General features: G+C 69.4%; 15 protein-coding genes and 2 riboswitches. Of the genes, 2 read left to right on the forward strand and 13 right to left on the reverse strand.

Going from position 1 to position 24,224, the window contains the following annotated elements; translation table 11 throughout:
• Positions 1–34: 34 nt before the first annotated feature.
• The 8 genes from H5J26_RS07770 to H5J26_RS07805 form a co-directional block, all read right to left on the reverse strand.
• Positions 35–1,864, reverse strand: a complete 1,830-nt coding sequence (locus H5J26_RS07770; protein ID WP_210771101.1) for a choline/carnitine O-acyltransferase — start codon at positions 1,862–1,864, stop codon at positions 35–37.
• Between the two features lie 69 nt (positions 1,865–1,933).
• Positions 1,934–2,764, reverse strand: coding sequence for a class I SAM-dependent methyltransferase (locus tag H5J26_RS07775; protein ID WP_181764984.1), 831 nt, complete (start codon positions 2,762–2,764; stop codon positions 1,934–1,936).
• A 99-nt stretch (positions 2,765–2,863) separates the two neighbouring features.
• The gene (locus H5J26_RS07780; protein WP_181764985.1) at positions 2,864–3,733 is read right to left on the reverse strand and encodes an arpA protein; all 870 of its coding nucleotides are present in this window, start codon (positions 3,731–3,733) and stop codon (positions 2,864–2,866) included.
• A 333-nt stretch (positions 3,734–4,066) separates the two neighbouring features.
• Positions 4,067–5,422, reverse strand: coding sequence for an ABC transporter substrate-binding protein (locus tag H5J26_RS07785; RefSeq protein WP_181764986.1), 1,356 nt, complete (start codon positions 5,420–5,422; stop codon positions 4,067–4,069).
• A gap of 595 nt (positions 5,423–6,017) precedes the next feature.
• Positions 6,018–12,656 carry an Ig-like domain-containing protein gene (locus tag H5J26_RS07790; protein ID WP_181764987.1) on the reverse strand — a complete coding sequence of 2,213 codons (6,639 nt, stop codon included), beginning with the start codon at positions 12,654–12,656 and terminating at the stop codon, positions 6,018–6,020.
• Positions 12,657–13,710: 1,054 nt separating this feature from the next.
• Entirely contained in the window at positions 13,711–13,869 is a 159-nt protein-coding gene (locus tag H5J26_RS07795; RefSeq protein WP_181764988.1) for a DUF7196 family protein, read from the reverse strand.
• A gap of 254 nt (positions 13,870–14,123) precedes the next feature.
• Positions 14,124–14,411, reverse strand: a complete 288-nt coding sequence (locus tag H5J26_RS07800) for a hypothetical protein (protein WP_181764989.1) — start codon at positions 14,409–14,411, stop codon at positions 14,124–14,126.
• 225 nt (positions 14,412–14,636) lie between these two features.
• Positions 14,637–15,983 carry a cytochrome P450 gene (locus H5J26_RS07805; RefSeq protein ID WP_181764990.1) on the reverse strand — a complete coding sequence of 449 codons (1,347 nt, stop codon included), beginning with the start codon at positions 15,981–15,983 and terminating at the stop codon, positions 14,637–14,639.
• A 273-nt stretch (positions 15,984–16,256) separates the two neighbouring features.
• Positions 16,257–16,478: riboswitch (cobalamin riboswitch) on the forward strand.
• 139 nt (positions 16,479–16,617) lie between these two features.
• Between H5J26_RS07805 and metE the strand changes: the two genes are divergently transcribed.
• Positions 16,618–18,936, forward strand: coding sequence for a 5-methyltetrahydropteroyltriglutamate--homocysteine S-methyltransferase (metE, locus tag H5J26_RS07810; RefSeq protein WP_181764991.1), 2,319 nt, complete (start codon positions 16,618–16,620; stop codon positions 18,934–18,936).
• A 124-nt stretch (positions 18,937–19,060) separates the two neighbouring features.
• Here the strand turns inward: metE and H5J26_RS07815 are convergent, their stop codons facing one another.
• A complete protein-coding gene (locus tag H5J26_RS07815; protein WP_181764992.1) occupies positions 19,061–19,831 on the reverse strand; it encodes a CbtA family protein in 771 nt (256 codons plus the stop codon).
• 20 nt (positions 19,832–19,851) lie between these two features.
• Complete coding sequence (locus H5J26_RS07820) at positions 19,852–20,070, reverse strand: CbtB domain-containing protein (RefSeq protein ID WP_181764993.1); 219 nt, start codon at positions 20,068–20,070, stop codon at positions 19,852–19,854.
• A gap of 37 nt (positions 20,071–20,107) precedes the next feature.
• Positions 20,108–20,271: riboswitch (cobalamin riboswitch) on the reverse strand.
• Positions 20,272–20,355: 84 nt separating this feature from the next.
• On the opposite strand from H5J26_RS07820, the gene H5J26_RS07825 reads away from it, so the two are divergent.
• Positions 20,356–20,931 carry a histidine phosphatase family protein gene (locus H5J26_RS07825; RefSeq protein ID WP_181764994.1) on the forward strand — a complete coding sequence of 192 codons (576 nt, stop codon included), beginning with the start codon at positions 20,356–20,358 and terminating at the stop codon, positions 20,929–20,931.
• Between the two features lie 119 nt (positions 20,932–21,050).
• Here H5J26_RS07825 and H5J26_RS07830 read toward each other — a convergent pair whose 3' ends face one another.
• The 3 genes from H5J26_RS07830 to H5J26_RS07840 all read right to left on the reverse strand — a co-directional run bounded on the left by H5J26_RS07830 (position 21,051) and on the right by H5J26_RS07840 (position 24,127).
• Positions 21,051–21,506, reverse strand: coding sequence for a VOC family protein (locus H5J26_RS07830; RefSeq protein WP_181764995.1), 456 nt, complete (start codon positions 21,504–21,506; stop codon positions 21,051–21,053).
• 74 nt (positions 21,507–21,580) lie between these two features.
• On the reverse strand, positions 21,581–23,467 hold the full coding sequence (gene nhaA / locus H5J26_RS07835; protein WP_181764996.1) for a Na+/H+ antiporter NhaA: 1,887 nt from the start codon (positions 23,465–23,467) through the stop codon (positions 21,581–21,583).
• A 129-nt stretch (positions 23,468–23,596) separates the two neighbouring features.
• Positions 23,597–24,127, reverse strand: coding sequence for a TerD family protein (locus tag H5J26_RS07840; RefSeq protein ID WP_181764997.1), 531 nt, complete (start codon positions 24,125–24,127; stop codon positions 23,597–23,599).
• Between the last annotated feature and the right edge of the window lie 97 nt (positions 24,128–24,224).

Below are 24,224 nucleotides of genomic sequence, written 5' to 3' on the forward strand. Positions count from 1 at the left end.
GGCCGCGCCTCAGCCGGTCCGGCAGCGGGGGAGCTCAGTCCGCGGGGCGCTCTCCGGCGAGCAGCTCGCGCAGCTCGGAGACCGCCTCGCGCAGGCGGTCGGCGAACGTGTGCATCTGGTCCGCCACCTTCAGCGGCGTGCTCAGGTAGAGGTTGAAGCGGTCCGGCAGGAGCACATAGGCGACGCCGATGCAGCGGCTGCTGGTCGAACCGAAGCCGAAGTACTGGATGTTGACGGACGGTGCGGAGCTGGTGCTCAGGTAGTCGTCCCGCATCGTCAGCCAGCCCGGGGTACGGAACAGCGAGGGCTGCTCCGGCACGCCCACATCGTCGCCGCGCCGCTTCTGGATCAACTCCAGCTCCCACAGGTGCTGTTCGGGAGCCTGGATCGCCTGGCACTCCTTGGCGCGGGCCACGTGCTTCTCAGCGGCCGCCCTGAACGCGGAACGGCGTGTGTCCCCGTCGGCTCCCGGGTCGTCCATCGCCGCCACGAAGTCGAACATCTCGGGGGTGACCACCCTCATCGCCTCGGTCCGGCCGTGGCGGTACTGACGCGTCGCGATGGACTCGTACGTGGCACCCAGGTGCCCCTTGGCCCGCTGGTGGGCCAGCTGGTAGGCGGCCTGCACGAACGCGTCGGGGGAGACCCGCAGCGCCTTGGCGGCCTTGCTGCCGAAGTCGTCGAAGGAGACGGTGCGCGTCGCCGTGCTCTGCCCGTACGCGGCGAACGCGTCGGCAGCGGTGCGCACTTGGGTCCGCAGCGTGTCGTCGAGCTCGAACTCGAGCGGCTCCAGCGCCGGCTGGCCCTGGGAGCGCGCACCGGACTGCCTGGACTGCTCCTCGGCTGGGGTGCCCAGCAGGGCGTCGGTGAAGCTGAGGACGGTGGTCCCGTCCAGCTGGCAGTGCTCCACGTTCAGACCGGCCCGGCCGCCCTCGAAGACGACCAGCGAGACCGCCTTGTCGAACCAGCGGTTGCCCCGGTCGCCGTACAGCAGCTCGTCGCAGGCGTTCTGGGTGTCCGCCGGTGCGAAGTCCTCAAGGCACACGCAGAAGAGCGCGGTCTCGATCTCCTCGAGCGACTCCGCGTTGCCGGGGCGGCCCGCGATCAGCGACTGACGCGCCGCCGCCCACTCCGCCCGGGCCATCGTGGTCAGGTGGCCCACCGAGGAGTCGGGGGCGGCCGGTTCGGCACCGGCCTTCATCACGGCGCGCAGCCCCGCCTCGAGGTCCTCGAGGCTGTGCGGGACGCCGTCCGCCCCCAGCACCTCCAGCCGGAACATGTTGCCCCTGAAGAGGACCACGATGTGCCGGGCCCGGGACGGGCCGGGCCACTCCTCGGAATAGGGCGTGCGGCAGGTGTCCTGCTCCGGCCCGGGAATCCGGGTGCTGGAGAAGAGGTACTTGTGCTGCTCCATCGACTGGGGAATCCCGCGCTGCGCCACCGGCGGGATGAGCTCCTCGTCGATCTGCCGCTTGTAGGCGACGGCCGAGGCGATGAGCCCTGCCGCCCGCTCCACCTGCGACTCGCCGGAATCCTGGAAGAGGAAGAAGAAGTTGGCGTTGAGCGCGATGCGGTCCCGGCGCCCGAGGTAGCGGTAGGGCCAGAACGTGTCGAGCCAACTGTGCACGCCCTCCCTGGAGTCGTACTCCTCCAGCGCGGACTGCAGTGCCTGCCCCCAGCCGCCCGGGCGGAGGAACGCCTCCACCTCGGCCTCCGTCGCCGCCCGCTCGTCGGCGTCCAGCAGCGGCGCGCACCAGGTGAGGAACCTCTCGCAGCTGTCCTCGAGCGTGGGCAGCGGCACGCGCGGCAGCTGGTCCTCCTGGGAGAACGTCGGGGTGTGGGCGTTGCCCTGACTGGTGTTCAATTCGTCTTCCACTTCAGTTCGTCGATACCTGTGGGGCTTCCCGTCCCGCTGCGAGGCCTGCGGGCCGGGCTACGTCGCGGATGTGCCGGCCGGCCGGGAGAGGTGCAGCTGCGCGTACAGCCAGCCCTCGGACTCCAGACCCCGCGCATCCACTCCGGCTTCCTTCATCGTCTCCAGTACGAGCGCCTGCTCCTGCTCCGAGGCGAACCGCCGCTGCTTGAACACCTCGTCGACCCGGATGGTGCTGTAACCCAGCTCCGCGAGCGCGCGCTCGACCGGATCGAACGGGAACATCCGAAGCACGAAGTGCGCCATCCAGGGCCGGTGTTCACCCATGGAGCGGACGATACGCGTAAGAGTCCTCTCGGTGACGTAGCCGATGCACCCGGTGGAGATCACCAGATCGGTCCCGGCGAACTGGGCGCGCTGACGCTCCGTCGGCTCGTCCCGCTCCAGGTCCGCGTGCACGGCGTCGTCGAGGAATCCCGCCTCGAGTCCGTACGCCAGGGCGGCGGCAGAGGTGTCCAGACCGGTGAAGCGGGTGCGGCGCGCGGGCTGGTGCGAGCGTGCCAGCTTCCGGTCCCGCGCCAGCAGGGCGCCGGAGGTCTCCTCGGGGCCGCTCCCGGTGCCGTCGTCGCAGTAGCGGGCGTACAGGGCGTCCATGCTCACGTCGTACTTCAGCAGGGCGGCGTTGATTCCGTACGAGCAGCCGATGTCCAGCACCTTCGGAACCGCGACGTTCTCGGACTCGCGGTACTCCTCGATGAGTTTCACGAACCAGGGCTTGGCCTGCTGCGGGACGCAGTAGTCCAGGCGGCTCAACTGCGTGAAATACGCGCGCGGATCGGGCTGGGTGTAGATGTGGTCGAGCGAGACTTTTCCGGTGGCGTCGAAGCGCACGTGGATTGCTCCTGTGGGGATCGCAGTCGGGATCGCAATGGAGATCGCGGCGGGAATCACTCGCAGCGCGGACGAGCCGTGCCGTCACGCTGTTCGCTCTCAGTCCAGCAGCCGGTCGCCGCGCACCGCCTGTCCCGCGGCCAGCCGGTGCTCGGCCAGGACACGGCCGAAGAGCTGCTCGGTCCGGGAGATGCTCCCGATGACGCCGGGGCGCTCGCTGTAGGCGAATATCGCCGAATGGCGGGCCACTCGGCCCGCGACAGGGCTGACGCGGTGCAGTGAGTACCGGCCCTTGAAGAGCTGGAGGTCTCCCGGGCGCAGATGGAGACGGCTCGTCAACTGCTCGCCGTGGCCCTGGAGTACGTCCCGTACGTCGCCGAAGTTCTCGTCTTCGGCGGAGCGGATGTTCGGGCAGTACTCGAAGATGCCGCCGTCCTCGGCCTCCTGGGTGAGCATGCTGACCGTGAACTCGTTGGTGTCGAAGTGCCAGGGGTGCTCCATCCCCGGCTGGACGACGTTGAGCACCAACCCCGAGAGCGGGTCGGCGAGTTCGTGCAGCTCGTCCAGTTCGAAACAGCGGGCCACGAACTGCTGGAAGAGCGTGTGGGAGTAGAGCCGGCTGATGAGGGAGTCGGCGGGGACGCGGTCCCGGGCGACGAAGGCGTTGCCACGCTCGAAGGCCATGCGACCCGGGTGGTCCTCGGGAAGGTCCGAATCCACGGCCATGTTGTAGACGTTGACGGTCGCGACGTCGAAGTGGGCCCTGGGGGCGATCGCCGCGCATTCCTGCTGGAGGGTCTCCTGCAACGAGCGGCGTACGAAGTCCGGCAGCACGGTGCAGCCGTCGGCCGCCAGTTCGCGCCGGGCACGGTCGACGACCGCTGCTCCGGCTGAGCTCTCGAGATCCGACAGGGGATAGCGCGCTGTGTCGACCAGTTCGTCCAGGGCCATGGCTTCCGAAGTGCTCATCCGATCCTCTCCGGAACTCTTCAACTCTACTGAGGAGTAACGCAGTTGAAGCTGTCACAGCGCCGCTTGGTTGTCTGTGACACGCCACACGTCGGACGTCACAGTCGGTGGCGGTGCGACTTTTCCAGCCGCGGCCGGACATGCCAAGGGCGCGAGGGTCTGCCGGGTCCCTACCGGCGAACTCCCGCGAGAGGTACGTGACTTCCCCTGGCGTGGTCGGGCAGGCGCGTGCACGCGGCTCAGCCGCGGCGTGCCTGCTGGGATCGGCCGACCGTCGGGTCGGGGAGGGTCAGCCGAGCAGGGAGGGCTCCCGGGTCCCTGCGGCCCGGAACGTCACCCGGTGCCGGACGCCGACGCGTCGAGGTAGGCCTTGGCCGCTGCCGCGTCGAGCTTGCGCGCGGTCTTCTCCGGATCGGAGGGGTCGCGGATGAAGTCCTGAAGGAGAGCCCATTCGCCCTTGCCCGGCGTGCCGCCGAACGCACCGGGGGCCTGGTCGGACATGTCGAACTGCACGGATTCGCCTGCGTCGACAAGGGACTTGGCGACCTTGCGAGTGGTCTCGTCCGGGTAGGCGTCCAGGTTCAGGTTGATGTTGGGGGAGAGGAACCCTCCCCGCTTGGCCCAGACTTCGGCGGCCTCGGGGCTGGCCAGGTACTGGATGAAGGACATCGCCATGTCCTTGTTCTTGCCGCCCTTCATGGCGACCGCGGCGTCACCACCGCTGAGTACCGGAGGCTCGCCCTCACCGATGGCGGGGAAGGGGAAGAAGTTGGCGTCGTCGTCGACGTTCTTCTTGAACTCCCCGGATATGATCCCGGCCACGAAGTCGCCTTCGTAGACCATTCCCGCCTTGGGGTCCTTGCCGTAGACCGCGCCGACGGACTCGTTCAGGTCGGTACGCAGCGCTTCCGTGCCGCCGCCGACGACCAGGTCGTCGCCCTTGAACAGCTCGCCGAACGTCTTCAGAGCCTTGACGACCGAGGGGTCGGTCCAGCCGATCTCATTGGTGGCCAGCTTGGCGTAGTTGGAGGGGCCGGCCTGCGAGAGGTAGATGTTCTCGAACCAGTCCGTGAGCGGCCAGGCGTCCTTGCCCGCGACGGAGAAAGCGGGAGTGCCGGTCGCGGCGAGCCTCTCGCCGACCCTCAGCATCTCCTTGTAGCTCGTGGGAGGCAGCACCTCGGCCTTGTCGAAGGTCTTCGGGTTGTACCAGACGGTGGACTTGTGGGATGCCTTGAAGTACAGACCGTAGAAGATCCGTCTGAAACTCCCGTAGTTCTGCCATACCAGTGCGAAGTTGCGCGCTGCCTCGAGTTCGACCTCCGGCGGCAGCGGCTCGAGCCAGCCCTTCTTGGCAAAATCCTGGAGCACGCCGACCTGCGGCACCATCGCGACGTCGGGTTCCTTCTTGGTCTTGATCTTTTCCTGGATGAAAGCCGCGAAATCGTCTACACCTGTCGCCCGGCTCGATTCGAACTTCACCTTGGCGCCGGTCTTCTCGGTGAAGCCGTCCAGCACCTTCCTGAACGCCTTCCCCTCCCCTCCGTCCCAGGTGCCGGCAACCCGGAGCGTCTTGCCGCTGAACTCCTGATCGCCTGAGGAGCTGTTCAAGCCGCTGCATGCCGTTGCCGTGATGGCCAGGGCAAGCACGGTGGCGGCCAGAGGTGTTGCCGTAGTTCGAGGGTTTCTCATGATTTCTCTTTCAAGGCAGCTTTCGCGGGTGCTGAAGTCGTCGATCCACCGAGGTCGCAGTGGAGCCGGGAGTGCTGTCGCATAGCAGTCGCAACAGGACAGGCGCGGGTGGAACGGACGGACGCCTGCTCCGCAGCGGTGCCGGAACTCGCTGTTCAACTGTCTTCGCCACGCGAGGACGAGCGTTGGGCGGGCGTCTCCAGTGAGCGCATGCTGCCTCTCCGTACGGGTGGCGCTCCACGGCGCAGCTCCGACCCGTAACGGGAGAACCGTCAGACGGGCTGGTCTGACCCGACCGGTTCGCGGGGTGTTTCGCGCCTGACAACGTAGTGGAGTGTCTTCGGCTGGAAAACGGTTGTGGCGGAATGCGACCAAAAAATCTCTGTCCGTAGGCACCACTGTTAACCTCTCGCCTCTCTCCGGGCGTTCGAGTCAAAATGCGCAAAGAGCGCGGGGAGGGTGATCCCGCCGCCGAAAGAGCCGGATATTTCGAGAACGTTGGGAACGTCGGAAACGCCGAGAATGTTTTTGGCATGGCCACGCCGGGCCGCGAAAACGCGGCCCGGCGTGGTCGTCGCGGGGATGGGCGTAGGGGTCAGGGCAGCAGCGGAATCGGCACGTAGGTCAGCGATGCCGTTGCCGAGGACGGACCGAGGCAGCCGGCTCCGGCGAAGGAGGCCGTGTACGTCGGCGCTGCGATGACGGTCGGTGACACGGGGAAGTTGGGCGGAGCGAGAGTCGCCACGCCGTTGGCGTCGGTCACCGCCGATCCGAGCACGATCGGTACGCCCGGCCTGTTGGCCGTGAAGAGCACCGTCCTGCCCGCGATCGGGTTGCCCGACACCGACTCCTTGAGCGTGGCGCTCATGGCCGGGATGACGAACTGACCGTTCGTACGCAGGCGGACCTGCGCCGGCGGAGCCGTCAGCGTGGTGGCGGTGACCGTGGAGGTGATGCTCACCGTGCCGGTTGAGGTGTTGTGGCAGGTGTCGCCGTTGTAGACGGCGGTGATGGTGCCGGTGGCCAGCGATGTGCTCGTGAAGCAGGCCTGGCCGGCGCCGTTGAGGGTGACGGTCTGGTTGAGTCCGCCGGGTCCGGTGAAGGTGACCGTTCCGGTGGGTGTGCCGGAGCCGGGTGCGTTGGTGGTGACGGTGGCGCAGACCGTCACGGACTGGCCGCACACCGACGGGTTCGGTGTGGCGGTGACAGCGGTCGTGGTGGATGCCCGGTTGACGGTGACCGCCCGGGTGCCGGTTGAGGTGTTGTGGCAGGTGTCGCCGTTGTAGACGGCGGTGATGGTGCCGGTGGCCAGCGCGGTGGTGGTGAGGCAGGCCTGGCCGGCGCCGTTGAGGGCGATGGTCTGGTTGAGTCCGCCGGGTCCGGTGAAGGTGACCGTTCCGGTGGGTGTGCCGGAGCCGGGTGCGTTGGTGGTGACGGTGGCGCAGACCGTCACGGACTGGCCGCACACCGACGGGTTCGGCGTGGCGGTGACGACCGTCGTGGTGTTGGCGGGGTTGACCGTGACGGCGACCGTGCCGGTTGAGGTGTTGTGGCAGGTGTCGCCGTTGTAGGTGGCGGTGATGGTGCCGGTGGCCAGCGCGGTGGTGGTGAGGCAGGCCTGGCCGGCGCCGTTGAGGGTGACTGTCTGGTTGAGTCCGCCGGGTCCGGTGAAGGTGACGGTGCCGGTGGGTGTGCCGGAGCCGGGTGCGTTGGTGGTGACGGTGGCGCAGACCGTCACGGACTGGCCGCAGACGGAGGGGTTGGGGGTCGCGGTGACAGCGGTCGTGGTGTTGGCGGGGTTGACGGTGACGGCGACGGTGTCGGTTGAGGTGTTGTGGCAGGTGTCGCCGTTGTAGGTGGCGGTGATGGTGCCGGTGGCCAGCGATGTGGTGGTGATGCAGGCTTGGCCGGCGCCGTTGAGGGTGGCCGTTTGGTTGAGTCCGCCGGGTCCGGTGAAGGTGACGGTTCCGGTGGGTGTGCCGGAGCCGGGTGCGTTGGTGGTGACGGTGGCGCAGACCGTCACGGACTGGCCGCACACCGACGGGTTCGGTGTGGCGGTGACGTCAGTGGTCGTGGCCGCCGGGTTCACGGTGACGGCGGTGGTCCCCGCCGAAGACGCCGCGCAGCCGTCTCCGCTGTAGGTGGCAGTGACCGTGCCGGTAGAGAGCACCGTCGTCGTGATGCAGGCTTCGCCGGTGCCGTCGAGAGTGGCGGTCTGGTTGAGTCCGCCGGGCCCGGTGAAGGTGACCGTCCCGGTCGCGAGCCCCGCGCCAGGCGGGTTCACGGTGACGGTGGCGCAGAGCTCCACCGACTGACCGCACACGGACGGGTTCGGTGTGGCGGTGACCACCGTCGACGTCGGTGCCGGATCGACGGTGACCGCGACGGTGCCGACGGAGCCGGCGAAGCAGGGACTCTCGCCGTTGTAGGTGGCGGTGACCGTGCCGTCGGTCAGGGCGGTGGTGGTGAAGCAGGCTTCGCCGGTGACGTCGAGGGCGACGGTCTGGTTGAGTCCCCCGGGTCCGGTGAAGGTGACCGTGCCGGTCGGGACGCCGGAGCCGGGTGCGTTGGTGGTGACGACGGCGCAGAGCTCCACCGACTGGCCGCACACCGACGGGTTCGGCGTGGCGGTGACGACGGTCGTCGTTGCGGCCGGATTCACGGTGACGGCGACCGTGCCCGTCGACGTGTTGTGGCAGGTGTCTCCGTTGTAGACGGCGGTGATGGTGCCGGTGGCCAGCGAGGTCGTGGTGAGGCAGGCCTGGCCGGCGCCGTTCAGCGGGACGGTTTGGTTGAGTCCGCCGGGTCCGGTGAAGGTGACCGTTCCGGTGGGCACTCCTGATCCGGGCGGGTTGGTGGTGACGGTGGCGCAGACGGTCACGGACTGGCCGCACACGGAAGGGTTCGGTGTGGCGGTGACGACGGTCGTCGTTGCGGCCGGGTTGACGGTGACCGCCCGGGTGCCGGTTGAGGTGTTGTGGCAGGTGTCTCCGTTGTAGACGGCGGTGATGGTGCCGGTGGCCAGCGAGGTGGTCGTGATGCAGGCCTGACCCGAGCCGTCGAGCACGACGGTCTGGTTGAGTCCGCCTGGCCCGGTGAAGGTGACCGTTCCGGTGGGCACTCCTGATCCGGGCGGGCTGGTGGCGACGATGGCGCAGACCGTCACGGACTGACCGCACACCGACGGGTTGGGGAACGCGGACACGGTCGTGGTGGTGTTGGCGGGGTTGACGGTGACCGCGGCCGTGCCGACGGATCCGGCGAAGCAGGGGCTGTCGCCGTTGTAGGTGGCGGTGATGGTGCCGGTGGCGAGGACGGTGGTGGTGATGCAGGCTTCGCCGGCGCTGTTGAGGGTGACGGTCTGGTTGAGTCCGCCGGGTCCGGTGAAGGTGACTGTCCCCGTCGGAATCCCCGATCCGGGCAAGTTGGTGGTCACCGTTGCGCAGACGGTCACGGACTGGCCGCACACCGACGGGTTCGGCGTGACGCTGACTGCGGTCGATGTCGCCGCCGGGTTGACGGTGACGGTGACGGTCCCCGTGGAAGTGGCGGCGCAGGCGTCGCCGTTGTAGGTGGCGACCACGGTGCCGGTGGCCAGCGAGGTGGTGGTGAGGCAGGCTTCGCCGCTGCCGTCGAGTGGGACGGTCTGGTTGAGTCCGCCGGGTCCGGTGAAGGTGACCGTGCCGGTGGGTGTCCCGGACCCCGGTTCGTCGATGGTGACGAGCGCGCAGACCTCGACGGACTGGCCGCAGACGGAGGGGTTCGGGTCGGCGCTGACAACGGTCGTTGTTGCCGCCGGGTCGACGGTGATGGCGAGTGTGCCGGTTGAGGTGTTGTGGCAGGCGTCGCCGTTGTAGACGGCGGTGACGGTGCCGTCTGTCAGGGACGCGGTGGTGATGCAGGCCTGGCCGGCGCCGTCGAGGGCGACGGTCTGGTTGAGTCCGCCTGGGCCGGTGAAGGTGACGGTGCCGGTGGGTGTGCCGGAGCCGGGTGGGTTGGTGGTGACGAGGGCGCAGATCTCGACGGACTGGCCGCAGACGGAGGGGTTCGGGTCGGCACTGACCGTCGTGGTGGTGTCGGCTGGGTCGACGGTGATGGCGAGTGTGCCGGTTGAGGTGTTGTGGCAGGCGTCGCCGTTGTAGACGGCGGTGACGGTGCCGTCTGTCAGGGACGCGGTGGTGATGCAGGCTTCGCCGGCGCCGTTCAGCGGGACGGTTTGGTTGAGTCCGCCGGGGCCGGTGAAGGTGACCGTGCCGGTCGGAACTCCTGATCCGGGTGGGTTGGTGGTGACGGTGGCGCAGATCTCGACGGTATCGCCGCACACCGAGGGGTTGGGGTCGGCGCTGACCGTGGTCGTGGTGTCGGCGGGATCGACGGTGACGGTCACCGTGCCCACCGAGCCGGCGAAGCAGGGGCTGTCGCCGTTGTAGGTGGCCGTGACGGTCCCGTCGGCGAGGACGGTCGTCGTCAGGCAGGCCTGGCCGGCGCCGTTCAGCGGGACGGTCTGGTTCAGCCCGCCGGGTCCGGTGAAGGTGACCGTTCCGGTGGGTGTGCCAGAGCCGGGTGCGTTGGTGGTGACGAGCGCGCAGAGCTCGACCGACTCGCCGCAGACGGACGGATCCGGTTCGGCCGTCACGACTGTCGTCGTCGCCGCCGGGTTGACGGTGACGGTGACGGTCCCCGTGGAAGTGGCGGCGCAGGCGTCGCCGTTGTAGGTGGCGGTGACGGTGCCGGTGGCCAGCGAGGTGGTGGTGAGGCAGGCTTCGCCGCTGCCGTCGAGTGGGACGGTTTGGTTGAGTCCGCCGGGTCCGGTGAAGGTGACCGTGCCGGTGGGTGTCCCGGACCCCGGTTCGTCGATGGTGACGAGCGCGCAGACCTCGACGGACTGGCCGCAGACGGAGGGGTTGGGGTCGGCGGTGACGACGGTCGTTGTTGCCGCCGGGTCGACGGTGATGGCGAGTGTGCCGGTTGAGGTGTTGTGGCAGGCGTCGCCGTTGTAGACGGCGGTGATGGTGCCGTCTGTCAGGGACGCGGTGGTGAGGCAGGCTTCGCCGGCGCCGTCGAGCGGGACGGTCTGGTTCAGTCCGCCGGGGCCGGTGAAGGTGACCGTGCCGGTCGGAACTCCTGATCCGGGCGGGTTGGTGGTGACGAGGGCGCAGACCTCGACGGACTCGCCGCACACCGAGGGGTTGGGGTCGGCGCTGACCGTCGTGGTGGTGTCGGCGGGATCGACGGTGACCGCGACGGTGCCGACGGAGCCGGCGAAGCAGGGACTCTCGCCGCTGTAGGTGGCCGTGACCGTGCCGTCGGTGAGCACGTTCGTCGTCAGGCAGGCCTGGCCGGCGCCGTTCAGCGGGACGGTCTGGTTGAGTCCGCCCGGCCCGGTGAAGATGACCGACCCGGTGGGCGTACCGGATCCCGGCGGGTCGGTGGTGACGGTGGCGCAGATCTCGACGGACTCACCGCAGACGGACGGGTCCGGGTCGGCCGTGACGACGGTCGTGGTCTCCGCCGGGTCCACGGTCACGCCGAAGGTTCCAGTCGAACCGGTGTGGCAGGCGTCGCCGGTGTACGTGGCGACCACGGTGCCGGTCGCCAGCGAGGTGGTGGTGAGGCAGGCTTCGCCCATGCCGTCCAGGGCGACGGTCTGGTTGAGTCCGCCTGGTCCGGTGAAGATGACCGACCCGGTGGGTGTGCCGGAGCCGGGCGGGTTGGTGGTGACGGTGGCGCAGATCTCGACGGACTGGCCGCAGACCGAGGGGTTCGGGTCGGCGCTGACGACGGTCGTGCTCGCCGCCGGATTCACCGTCACGGCGACCGTGTCCGACGAACTGTTGAAGCAGGCAGCGCCGTTGTAGGTGGCGACGACGGTGCCGGTCGCCAGGGCGGTCGTCGTCAGACAGGCCTGACCCATGCCGTCCAGGGCGACGGTCTGGTTGAAGCCGCCAGGTCCGGTGAAGGTGACCGACCCGTTGGGCGTACCGCCGCCCGGAGGGATGACGGCTACCGTCGCGCAGACGGTGACCGACTGGCCGCACACGGAGGGGTCAGGGGTCGCGGTGACGTCGGTCGTGGTGTCCGCCGCTTCGACGGTCACCGTGGTCGTACCGACGGAACCGTTGTGGCAGGGGCTGCCGTTGTACGTGGCGGTGACGGTGCCGGTCGCCAGCGCGGTCGTGTTGAGACACGCTTGGCCGCCGCCGAGGGTGACGGTCTGGTTGAGTCCGCCCGGGCCGGTGAAGGTGACAGTTCCGGTGGGCGTGCTGGAGCTGGGCGCGGTCGGGGTGACGACGGCGCAGATCTCGACGGACTGGCCGCAGACCGACGGGTCCGGGTCCGCGCTGACGGCCGTTGTGCTGTCCGCCGGGTTGACGGTGACACCCACCGTTCCCGTCGAAGTGGCGGCGCAGGCGTCGCCGTTGTAGGTGGCGGTGATGGTGCCGGTGGCCAGGAGGTTGTACGTAAGACAGGCCTGACCGGTGTTGTCGAGGGTGACGGTCTGGTTGAGGCCGCCGGGCCCTGTGAAGGTGACCGTCCCGGTCGGAAGGCCCGCACCAGGCGGATCGACGGTGACGACGGCGCAGATCTCGACGAACTCACCGCAGACGGACGGATCCGGTTCGGCGGTGACGACGGTCGTGGTCGGCGCGGGGTCGACCGCGACAGTGACGGTGCCGATCGAGCCGGCGGCGCAGTCGTCGCCGTTGTAGGTGGCCGTCACGGTGCCGTCGGACAGGACGGCGGTGCTGATGCAGGCTTCTCCGGCGACGTCGAGAGTGGCGGTCTGGTTGAGTCCGCCGGGGCCGGTGAAGGTGACCGTCCCGGTCGGAATGCCGATTCCGGGGGAGTCGATCACGACGACGGCGCAGAGCTCGACGGGCTCCCCGCAGACCGACGGGTTCGGGTCGGCGACGACGGTGGTCGTCGAGTCAGCAAGGTTGACGGTGTGGTTGTCCAGCGGCGACGACGAGGGGTCGAAGGTGCCGTCGCCGCTGTACACGGCGACGGCCTGGTGGACGCCGACGCCGAGGCCGCTGAAGACGGCCTGGGCCTGGCCGGCGCCGTCCAGCGGGACGACGATCGAGGGTCCGTCGTCACTGACGATGAAGGTGACGTCGCCAGTCGGCGTCGCCGTCTCGGGAGGCACCGGGCTGACGATGGCGGTGAAGACGACGTCCTGGCCGCACACCGACGGGTCGGGAGCCGAGGTTATCGAGGTGGTCGAACTGGCCATGCTGAGACCCCTTTCAGGGGAATCCGTGGACGGAATCCGGTGTTCTCACCTCCCGTTGGAAAGGCTCGGTACACGAGTCGCGCCGCGGCTTTCCGCAGCCGCGCATCGCTCATGTCCGTTCCTTGCACGGGCAGTTCGGTGAAAAGCACCTGATGGCCTGTCAAGTAAGCGCCTCTTGTACCCCCTTGGGCCAGGTGAGTGGACGCGATGACCCCCGGTTGGCGGAGCGCACCCGAGGTCTGAGGGCGCGAATCCGCCACATCGCCGGCACTCCCGCGCACAGCCCTGAACGACCGAAAATCGTGCGGATCAGACCGGAACTCGTCGAAGTGTGGGGCCTTTCGGCTCTGCCGACACCGAATCGCGGCGGGACGGGACCGGGGAGTCGCAGTGATCGAGTGTGCCGGGAAATTCTTTCGCGCCGCCCGCGCCCGGGCCGTGCGACTTCTGTGCGCCCCGATCCGGAGAGGCGGATCAGTTCCCCCGCTTGCGGATTGACGTCTCTTCTCGCTCGCTCTGAGAAGTCCGCCGAGTCCCTTGTCCTCGTTCGGAGTTCCGCGTTTCGGTCGCTCTTCGTAGCGGGAAGCGCGCAGAGAAATCTGCGGCCTTTGTCAACCCGGGGGTACGGGGAATGGGGGCGCACTGGGAATGCTGCGCACGCTGGTGTCCCGTCCCGCTTGTGCGCCGTGTCCGGAAAATGGGCAGCCGCCATCCGGCCACAGGGGAGGAGCAAGCTGAGTCAGCTGTGAACTCTCCCCGGAGGGTGCGCAATCGGGCATGGCGAAGCACCCGGCGATGACGGGCGGCAGGGAGAGGAGCGACGCCATGAACCTCGGCGGCCGCGTCGGACTCTCGATCCCCGCGGTGAACCGGCTGCGGAAGCCAAGGAGGCGGGCGGTAGGGCTGAGCCGGTCCGACCCGGCTTCGTTCACAAGAGCGCCGACGTGCGCTGAGCTGCGGCACGTCGGCGGTTCATCGGGGTCTGCCTCTGCGTACGGCCCGTCCTCCTCGCAGGGAGACGGGCTGGCCGGGGAGGCCGACTCCCGGGCTCCGTCTAGCGGTTGACGACGACTATCCTCCCGGCTCCCCCTTGTCTGTTCTTCGCCGCGTGCGCCTCCTGCAGGGTGGCGTAGTCACGGATGACGCCGTTCTGCTGGATGAGCCTGTAGACGGTGACGGTTCGGCGGGCCCGCCCGCCGCAATTGCATCCCATAGCGCATTCCTCCTTCGGCCGAGCCTGCTCTGAGCAGGCCGGAATCTGACCGCTCCCGCGGCATGCCGTACGTGCGGATCGACTGCCCGGGTCCGAGATCTCACGCCGCGTCCAGCAGTCGGTGTCGAAGAATCGGTGAACGCCAAGTGGGGGAGTGCCGGCCGGTCCCCTCCGTACCGATTGTCCCCGCCTCTTCCCCGGCCGACACCTGCGCGCTTGAGCACACCCTGAACCCCCGCTCATTTCACGGATGTTCAGTCGAGCCAGTTGGATGCCACTCCGGTGAGATACGACAGCGTCAGAACCAGTGCGACGGATTGGAAGGCGACCGTGGATCCCGCCAGATAGGCAAGGGGGACGACGGCGCCGGAGACCCAGATGCTCGTGCACCACCCGCAGGTGACCACATACGCCAACTTCGAGTCGTCGCCGAAACGGTCGGCCGTCCATGACCGGAATCCCGCGGCGAGAGTGTCCTTGGTTATGAATCGGGTTATACGACAAGTAATGCCGAGTGCAAGAAGAAACACCACCACATTCATGGAATTCATCGTACGGCGGTGCGCCGCGAGGAACAGTCCCGCGAACGGCCTTTCAGAAGCACACGGTCTGCCCGCACTTCGGGATTTCGCGCCGCCGTGCTCCCGAAGCGCGGCCCCCGCAGACGTCCCCGCAGACGTCCCCCGCGGAGAGTCGCCGCAGCAGGCTTCGGGACCCTCCGCGAACGGAGAGCCCCGAAGCCGCCGGAGACGGGTTCGGCGTGACCGTCACCCGTCGGCCGCCGGGGACTTGGCCGCGGCGTCCCCCACTACGGACGGACCGCCGCCGGCCGGGCGGCCGAGGCCGAACGGCAGCGAACGGATGCGGTTGTCGAAGTTGGAGGGCACCAGCTCGGGCGGCCCCACCGCACGCATCGCGACCGGGTCGCTGAGCAGCACCTTGAAGAGCGCCTTGAGCTCCTGGCGGGCGAGATGGGCGCCGAGGCAGTAGTGGGGCCCGCCGCCGCCGTATCCGAGATGGGGGTTGGGGTCGCGGGTGATGTCGAAGGTGCCGGAGTCGGCGAAGACGGCCTCGTCGCGGTTGGCGGAGGCGTAGTACAGAGCCACCATCTCGCCCTGCCGCAGCGTACGTCCGCCCACGACGTGGTCGGTCCTCAGCGTCCGCTTGAACTGGATGATGGGGGTGGAGCAACGCACGATCTCGTCCACGGCCGAGTCGGCGTACTTGTCGAAGTCGCTCTCCCAGAGCGCCCGTTGGTCGGGGTGGTCGCTGAGCAGCGCGAGGCCGTGCGAGATGGCGTTACGAGTGGTCTCCACGCCGGCGACCATCAACAGCGTGAAGAACGCCCCGAGTTGACGGTTCCCCAGGCACTGCCCGTCCACGTCGGCGTTGATCAGGGCGGAGATGAGGTCGTCCGTCGGGCGCCGGCGGCGCTCCCGCGCGAGCATGGCGATCATGACGTGCATGCGGGCGAGGGCACGCAGCCCCTTCCCCGGGATGCGGAACTTGGCGCCCGCACCGCGCTCCACGCCGATGTTCTCCGATGCGTCGTTGAGCTGGTCGAGGATGCGGGGCCGGTGCCGCTCGGGGATGCCCATCATGTTGCACACGACTTCGAAGGGCACCAGGGAGGCCACTGCGGTCACGAACTCCCGGGACGGCTGCGTCACCGCGTCCTCGACCACTCGGGACACGACCTCGTGGATGTCCTTCTCCGCCTCGGCCAGCAGCCGGGGGCTGAAGGCGCGCGAGACGATCTTCCGCAGCTGGGCGTGGTCCCGCCCGTCCAGGTTGACCATGGAGTGCCCGAACAGCGCGGCCACCCAGCGGGCCGGCTGAGGTGTGGTGACGCCCGGCGCACTGCCGAACACGGCCGCGTTGCGGCTCGCCTCCCGTACGTCCTCGTGCCTGACCAGCGCGTAGAAGCCCTGCGGCTGCCGCCTGCGCAAGGCGTTCTGCGGCTCGGAGAAGAAGACGGGCGCCTCCCGGCGGCGCAGCATCGCGAAGACCTCCAGCCGCTTCTCGTGCGGCAGCTGCCAGAACCGCGGATCTGCGGGATTCGCCTCGGGCGGCAGGCCGTCGTCCGAGGCGGCGGACTGTGCGGGCAGTGACATGGTGATCGCTCCTGTGCTTCTCGACGGACGTCGTCGTCCCGTTCGGGAGCAGCTTGGATCGGGACCGTCCCGCGGGGGTGTGTGCCACACCGCCGCACGCCCCCGGACGAGGGGCCTTCCTGCCTCGACCGGTGCATCCGCCGCCGCATGTGAACGGGCGCGCGAACAGCGGGTGCGCCGGCATGACCGGAAGCGGGCCGAGGGGCCCGTAAACGGGCTTCGGGAATGAGGAAGCCCTCACCGCGCACCTTTGTCGGCGAGTGCGCGGGCCCGTACGCTGGAAGAGCAGTCGGTTCGCGCTGCCCGCCAGGCATGTGCGTCGCAAGAGGGAATCCGGTGTGAATCCGGAGCTGCCCCGCAGCGGTGAGTGGGAACGAACGCCGTCATACGCACTGGGCCCGAGCGGGCCCGGGAAGCGACGGCAAGTAGGAGCCCGTCCGTCAGGACGAGGCGCGCCCACGAGTCCGAAGACCTGCCACTGCCCGCGCACGATGGTCGTGCGCGGCGATCTCGGTGACCTCGAGGGCGGGTCGGCGGTAGCGGTGAACACGCACGACGCGTGCCGCCGCGTCGCCTCTCCTGTTCGCTCAACGCCTCCCCGAGGTCACCGGCGAAACTCGCGAAGGAGAGTTGAGTGACGACGAAGTCCGCAGCCGCGGCGTCCCGGGCCACTGTTCACGGTTACCCGCGCCAGGGGCCCGACCGTGAGCTGAAGAAGGCCATCGAGGGTTACTGGAAGGGCCGCGTCACCGCTGACGCACTGCATGCGACGGCGGCGGGCCTGCGCCGGGACAACTGGCAGCAGCTCGCCGAAGCCGGCGTACGTGAGGTGCCCACCGGCGACTTCTCCCTCTACGACCACGTGCTGGACACCAGCGTCATGGTCGGCGCAGTTCCCGCCCGTCACCGCGCGGCAGTCGAAGCCGACGCGCTCGACGGCTACTTCGCCATGGCCCGGGGCACCCAGGACGTCGCGCCGCTGGAGATGACCAAGTGGTTCGACACCAACTACCACTACCTAGTCCCGGAGTTGGGGCCTGACACCGTCTTCTCCGCCGACTCGGCCAAGCAGAAGGCGGAGCTGACCGAGGCCGTCTCCCACGGTCACACCGCGCGTCCCGTGCTCGTCGGCCCGGTCACCTACCTGCTGCTCGCCAAGCCCGCACCGGAGGTCGCCGCGGACTTCGAACCGCTGACCCTCCTGGACCGGTTGCTGCCCGTCTACGCCGAGGTGCTCGCCGACCTGCGCGCGGCGGGCGCCGAGTGGGTGCAGCTCGACGAGCCCGCGCTCGTCGCCGACCGCAGCGCCGCCGAACTGAACGCCGCGGCACGCGCGTACCGCGAACTGGGCGCTCTGACGGACCGGCCGAAGCTGCTGGTGGCCTCCTACTTCGACCGTCTCGGCGAGGCGCTTCCCGTCCTGGCCAAGGCGCCCGTGGAGGGCCTGGCGATGGACTTCACCGGTCCCGCCGCATCCAACCTGGACGACCTGGCCGGTGTGGGCGGCCTGCCCGGCAAGCGGCTCGTCGCCGGTGTGGTGGACGGACGCAACGTGTGGATCAACGACCTGAAGAAGTCGCTGGGGACGCTGGCCTCCCTGCTCGGCTTCGCCGACCGGGTGGACGTCGCGCCGTCCTGCTCGCTGCTGCACGTACCGCTGAACGCGGCCGTCGAGCGAGAGGTGAACCCGGAGGTCGGACGCTGGCTCGCGTTCGCCAGGCAGAAGGCGGAGGAGGTCGTCACCCTGGCCAAGGGACTGAGCGAGGGCACCGAAGTCATCGCGGGCGGGCTCTCGGCCAACTCATCGGCCCTCACCTCCCGTTCGTCCTCCCAGCTCACCCGTGACCCGGTCGTACGGGCTCGGAGCCAGGCGGTGACCGACGCCGACGCGCGGCGCTCGCAGCCCTATCAGGAGCGGGCCGCCGCGCAGCGCGCCCGGCTCGGCCTGCCGCTCCTGCCGACCACCACCATCGGCTCGTTCCCCCAGACCGGCGAACTGCGCACCGCCCGCGCGGATCTGCGTGCCGGACGCCTCGACCCGAAGGGCTACGACGAGCGCATCGCGGCGGAGATCCGCGACGTGCTCGCCTTCCAGGAGCAGGCCGGGATCGATGTGCTGGTGCACGGTGAGCCCGAACGCAACGACATGGTGCAGTACTTCGCGGAGCGCCTGGACGGCTACGTCGCCACGCAGCACGGCTGGGTCCAGTCCTACGGCACCCGCTACGTGCGTCCGCCGATCCTCGCGGGTGACATCTCGCGGCCCGAGCCGATGACGGTGGGGTGGACGCGTTACGCGCAGTCGCAGACCTCACGGCCCGTCAAGGGAATGCTCACCGGACCGGTCACCATGCTGGCGTGGTCCTTCGTGAGGGACGACCAGCCGCAGGCGGAGACGGCACGGCAGGTCGCTCTCGCCCTGCGCGACGAGGTGAGTGATCTGGAGTCGGCCGGCACCGCGGTCATCCAGGTCGACGAGCCCGCGCTGCGCGAGACGCTTCCGCTGCGGGCCGACGGCCACGCGGAGTACCTGGGGTGGGCGACGGAGTCCTTCCGGCTGGCCACGGCCTCGGTGCGTGCGGACACCCAGATCCACACCCACATGTGCTACGCGGAGTTCGGCGACATCATCTCGGCGATCAACGACATCGACGCGGACGTCATCTCGCTGGAGGCCGCCCGTTCGCACATGCAGGTGGCCGACGAGCTGGCGGCCGCGGGCTATCCGCGCGAAGTCGGGCCCGGCGTCTACGACATCCACTCGCCGCGCGTGCCCGACGCCGACGAGGTGGCGTCACTGCTGCGCAAGGGGCTCGCGGCCATCCCGGCCGAGCGGCTGTGGGTCAACCCGGACTGCGGTCTGAAGACCCGCGGCTGGCCGGAGGTGCGCTCCGCGCTGGAGAACCTGGTTGCTGCGGCCGTCACCGTACGGTCGGAGGTGGCCGGGCGCTGACGCCGCTCAGGCGGTGACGCGCCCCGCGCGAACTGCCGCTGCCCCGGGGTCCCTTCGAGGACTCCGGGGCAGCGGCGGTGTTGTTGGCCGTACGGCGTTCTGTCCGTACGGCGCTCGGACCGGCCTAGCTGGTGGCGGCGGGACTCGCCGTCGACGCCGGCTCCTCCTTGCTGCCGCCGCGCACGGCGGACCCCAGCGCACGCTCCGCGAGGTGACCGAAGGTCAGACCGAAGGCCGTCCACAGGACGAGCTGAACGGCGAGCGTCGAGATCCGGAACCGCCACAGCAGCATCCCCGGGAAATGCTTGGGGAGTTCACTGAGCGACGGCAGGAACGCGTACGCCAGCCCGATGACGACGACGAAGCCGAGACCGGCAACGACGCTCGCGTTCCAGTTGCCCAGGCGGGGTGCCAGGCGCTTGCCCACGATCGTCGCGGCGACGGCGAGCAGCACGCTGAGCAGCACCATCAGGAAGTACAGAGCGGTGCGCTTGTCGAGACTGTCCGGGTCGCCCACGGAGGGCGGGTTGGCCGGGTACTTCAGGAACGGCACGAGGTAGACGGTCACGAAGGCGGCGCCCGCGAGCAGCGCCGCAGTGGCGCGGGGGCCGAACCGGCCCACCCGCCCCAGGGCGAAGCTGAAGGCGAGCGCGGCGATGCCGCCGATGGCCACGCCGTAGACCAGGACGCCCGTGGCGAGACCCGCGGTCGCCTGCATGGAGCGAGTGACCACCTCCACGCCGCCGTGCTCGTGCGAATGGGCTTCCTCGTAGGCGATGGCGGCATCGACCTGCGGTTCGCCGAGCAACGAGGCGACCACCAGGGCGAACAGGCCGGCGATGAGACCGGCCAGCATGCCGCGCACGAGCAGATTTCGAACTGTCGCGGAGTTCATCGGTGCTTGTTCCTCCCCTGTCAGTGGCAGGGGAAGCCGAGAAGGTGGCGCCCGTCGTGGACCCACTCGTGGACGTCGGTGCCGGAGATGAGGGACGTCGCCCCCTGCTCCGCACCCACGAAGTACAGCAGGACCAGCATCAGAAGACCGAAGAAGAACGCCCACGGCAGGATCGCCTTCACGGGCAGTGTTGCCGGGACTGCGGTGCCGGTGCTCGGCGGGGCGATGGACTGTGCCATGGCAGGACCTCCTGTTGGGAACTCGCGTCCCTGTCGGTGGAGCTCGTGACGGCACTGCGGGTCTGACTCGCCCCGCCCGTACACCGCACGCGGCGGCGGATCGGAGGGGACATACAGTGGCGCGACCGTGCCGGGATCTCACCGGCTTCCGCCATGCCGTCGTCGATACGTGCGGAACGTACCGCGATACTGCCTTCCAGGCCAAGGCCGCACAGCTGCGCACAGAGGGGACGGCGTGATCAATTCCCGTACGGAAAGCAGCTGTTCACGGGGCAGGAGGGGCCCATGACGACGCGAGTGACTTTGATCTCGCCCGCCCGCAACGACGCCTCCGACGGGATCCGCTTCGACGCCGGGAACTCCCTGAGCGACGCGGGGCTGCGGGCGGCGCGAGCGGCGGCCGGGTCGCTGCCGATCGCCGGAAGCAACCTCGTCTCGCCCTCCGCGCGTTGTGCCGAGACGGCCGAAGCGCTCGGTCTGGAGGCGGTCACCACGGCGGACCAGGCCGCCGGGTGCGACATGGGCCGCTGGCGGGGGAGGTCCTTGGAAGAGGTGACGGCCGACGAGCCGGAAGGCGTAGGCCTCTGGCTCTCGGATGCCGCGAGCGCACCCCATGGAGGGGAGTCCGTACGGCAGTTGTGCGCGAGGATCGAGGCCTGGCTCGCCCAACTGGCCGCGCAGCAGGGCCGGGTGGTGGCCGTCGTCGAGCCGGATGTCGTGCGTGCGGCGGTGGTCTGCGCTCTGGGCGCCCCGGCGCGGAGCCTGTGGCGGGCCGATGTGGAACCCCTGACCGCGACCGAGCTCAGCGGCCGCTCCGCACGCTGGAACCTGCGGACGGGCACACGGCTCGGCCCTCGATGAGGTCGCCGAAGATTCCCCTGGACAGCGGGTGACGGCGATCCCCCCCCCGGAGGATGCCCGTCCGGCCCCTGCTGACCTGCCTGCTGGCCGTCCCTACTGACGGCCCCGGCGGGCAGCCCCTACTGACCGGCCGCGCCCGGCCTGTCGGCGAAGATCCCCTCCAGCATCCCCGTGGCCTGTCCCACCTCGATGAGATATCCGTCGGGGTCCCGCACGTAACAGCGCACCTCCGCCTTGCGGTCGATGGGCGGAGTGAGGAACTCGGCGCCCTTCGCGCTCCATTCGCGGTGGCACTTCTCGATGTCGGCCACGCGGAGGTTGAGGAAGCTGGAGACGTCGTCCGGCTCCTCGGGCGCGTGCAGGGTCACACCCGGCTTGTCCGGAGTGGGGCCGCCGCCGGGGTTCATGATGATCCAGCCGTTGGCGAGCTTCACGATGCACGGGTTCTCTTCCAGCACCACCGTTCCGCCCAGCACGCCGGAGTAGAAGGCTCGTGAGCGAGCCACGTCCCGCACGGTGATGAAGTGGGTGAGGAGCATGCCGGTCTCCGGGGCGGGCAGGTCGTCTCGTCGCACTGTCTCTCCCTGCGTCGGGGCTGATGTCCTCGCAGGTTAAGCAGGCGTCCGGGGGCGCCCGCGGTGGAACACGCCTACGGGTTGAGGTTCGCCCGTACCCGCGCGGCCCGTACCGCCGCGTGCAGGCTCTCCTTGTCGTAGCCGCCCCGGTGCAGCCGCCCGTTGATGAAGAACGTGGGTGTGCCGGAGGCGCCGCTCTCCTCGGCGGTGGCGAGGTCCTCCTCGATCCGGTCGGCGCCCATGTGCTCCTGCAGGTCCCGCAGGAACCGGTCGGTGTCCAGACCGAGCGACTCCGCCTGCTCCACGAGGTCCGGCACCCGCAGGTCGTCCTGGTTGTCCAGCAGCCGGTCGTGCATGTCCCAGAACGCGCCCTGCGCGGCTGCCGCTTCCGACGCCTCGGCGGCGAGCTGCGCGTTGGGATGCACGTCGGTCAGGGGCAGATGCCGCCAGACGTGACGGACGTCGTCCATCGTCCGCAGCAGTTCACGGATGACGGGTTCGGCCCTGCCGCAGTACGGGCACTCGTAGTCGCCGTACTCCAGCACCGTGACGATCGCGTCGACGGGGCCGTGCACGTGGTCCCGCTCGTCGTCGACCAGGGCGACGAGATCGACGACGGGCTCGGACGCGCCCATCAGGGCGCGAACCTTCAGGCGGTGCGGCAGCATCCCCGTCACCCGGGACAGCACCCAGGTGAGCGCTGAGGCGCACAGCGCCGCGCTGAGCACGCCGATCTTCGCCTCGTCCAACTGCTCGCCGTGGAAGGCCTTTCCGGCGATCAGCAGGGAGACGGTGAAGCCGATGCCCGCGATCGTTCCGCCGCCCGCGGCCGCCACCCACCCCACCGGAGGGCTCAGCCGACCACGGCTGAGGCGCGTCACCAGCCAGGAGACCCCGACGATGCCGACGGGCTTGCCCAGGACGAATCCGCAGAGGATGCCCAGCGTGACGGGTGAGGAGAAGGCACGGGAGAGCAGTTCACCCGTGATCGGCAGTCCCACGTTGGCCAGCGCGAAGAGAGGCACGATCACATAGCTGGTCCACGGGTGGAACCGCTCCTGGAGACGCTCGTTGGGGGAGATCGCCGCCGTCAGGCCGACCCGCGCCGAGCGCGCCAGTTCCCCGGTGGGCTGTTCACGGAAGAGCCGGAAGAGGCCGCTGGCGCGTTCGAGGTCGTCGCGGGTCGCCGGATAGGCGTACGTCAGGAGCCCCAGCGCCAGTCCCGTCACCACGGGGTCGACACCCGACTTGAGCATGGCCACCCAGATGGCGACGCCCAGGACGGCGTAGACGAACCCGGAGGTGACGCGGAACCCGCGGAGCACGAGGACCAGCACGAAGAGGGAGCAGGCCGTCAACAGCGGGACGGTGGAGACCTGTTCGCTGTAGACGAGCGCGATGACGGCGAGGGCGATGACGTCGTCGACCACCGTGAAGGTGAGCATGAAGGCGCGCAGCCGGCGCGGGAAGCGCGGCCCGACGAGGGCGAGCATGCCCAGTGCGAACGCCGTGTCCGTCGACATCGCCGCCCCCCAGCCCTGAGCTGAGGAACTGCCGGCGTTGAAGGCGAGGTAGATCGCGACGGGGACGAGCATCCCGCCGACGCCGGCGAGCGCGGGCAGGGTGACCCGGCGGCGTTCCCGCAGGTCCCCCATGTCGAACTCGCGGCGTGCCTCCAGGCCGACGACGAAGAAGAAGAACGTCATCAGGCCGCTGTTGAGCCAGTCGTGGAGGTCCAGCGAGATCCGGTCGTCGGTGACGCCGATGTAGAGCTGTGTGGACCACAGGCGCTCGTACGAGGCGAAGTCGATGTTCGACCAGGCCAGCGCGGCGAGTGTCGCGAACAGGAGCACCGCGGCGCTGCCGGTCTCGGTACGGAGGAACCGGCGCAGCGGCCCGTGGAGATTCCCCCAGGGCGTCCGGCCGGTCAGCTGAGTGCGGGGCCCCTGGGACTCGGTCATCTCGCAAGTCTGTCCCAGGGGCGGGGGCGTGGCCCAGCACCTCGTGTCGTGCGTCGCGAGTGCGTGCTCACGTACCGGCGCGGGCGGCCCCGGGGGACGGGCGGGCCCGGGTGGGCCGTCCGGGAGCGCTCAGGCCCTCTTCTTCCCCATGACGTCCGTGAAGGACTCCGGCTCGGTGTCGAACCCGGCCACGCCCTCCTGGAGTTCCCATTCGCCCGCCTCGGAGCGTGTGAACTCTGCGACGGTCGCCGCCGTGGAGCCCGCGACTCCCGCGAAGTCGTCGTCCGCGAGGGAGGTGTACCCCTCGGAGACGGAGACGGCCGTGTTCGCGATGTCGCCGAACGTCATGCGCCCGCCGCTCTGCTGGATCACGACGCCCACGACGACACGCGCGTACGAGGGGGCGAGCCGCTCAAGTTCGAGGGTCATCGCCTCGTCGGGACCGAAGCCCTGGCCGGTACGGCTGTCCCTGTTGAGGGTGATGGTGCCGTCCGGTGAGCGGCTGTCGAAGTGGACGAGGTACGCGGGCTCTCCGTACGGATCCTCCGCCTGGTACGTGGCAGCGATGAGGTCGAGATCATGCACCGGCGCACCTATGGGACTGGGGTCCCACTTGAGTGCGACTTCGACTTTTCTGAGTCCCTTGTTGAGACTGCTCACAGACTTCCCTTCCTTGGGTGGACTGTGGCGGGAAGCGACCGCGCTCACACCTCAACTGTACTGCTGGAGGGTGCACTTGAAATGCGGTCAGGCAGGT

Source organism: Streptomyces albidus (ex Kaewkla and Franco 2022) (assembly GCF_013870515.1).
Classification (GTDB): Bacteria; Actinomycetota; Actinomycetes; order Streptomycetales; family Streptomycetaceae; genus Streptomyces; species Streptomyces albidus.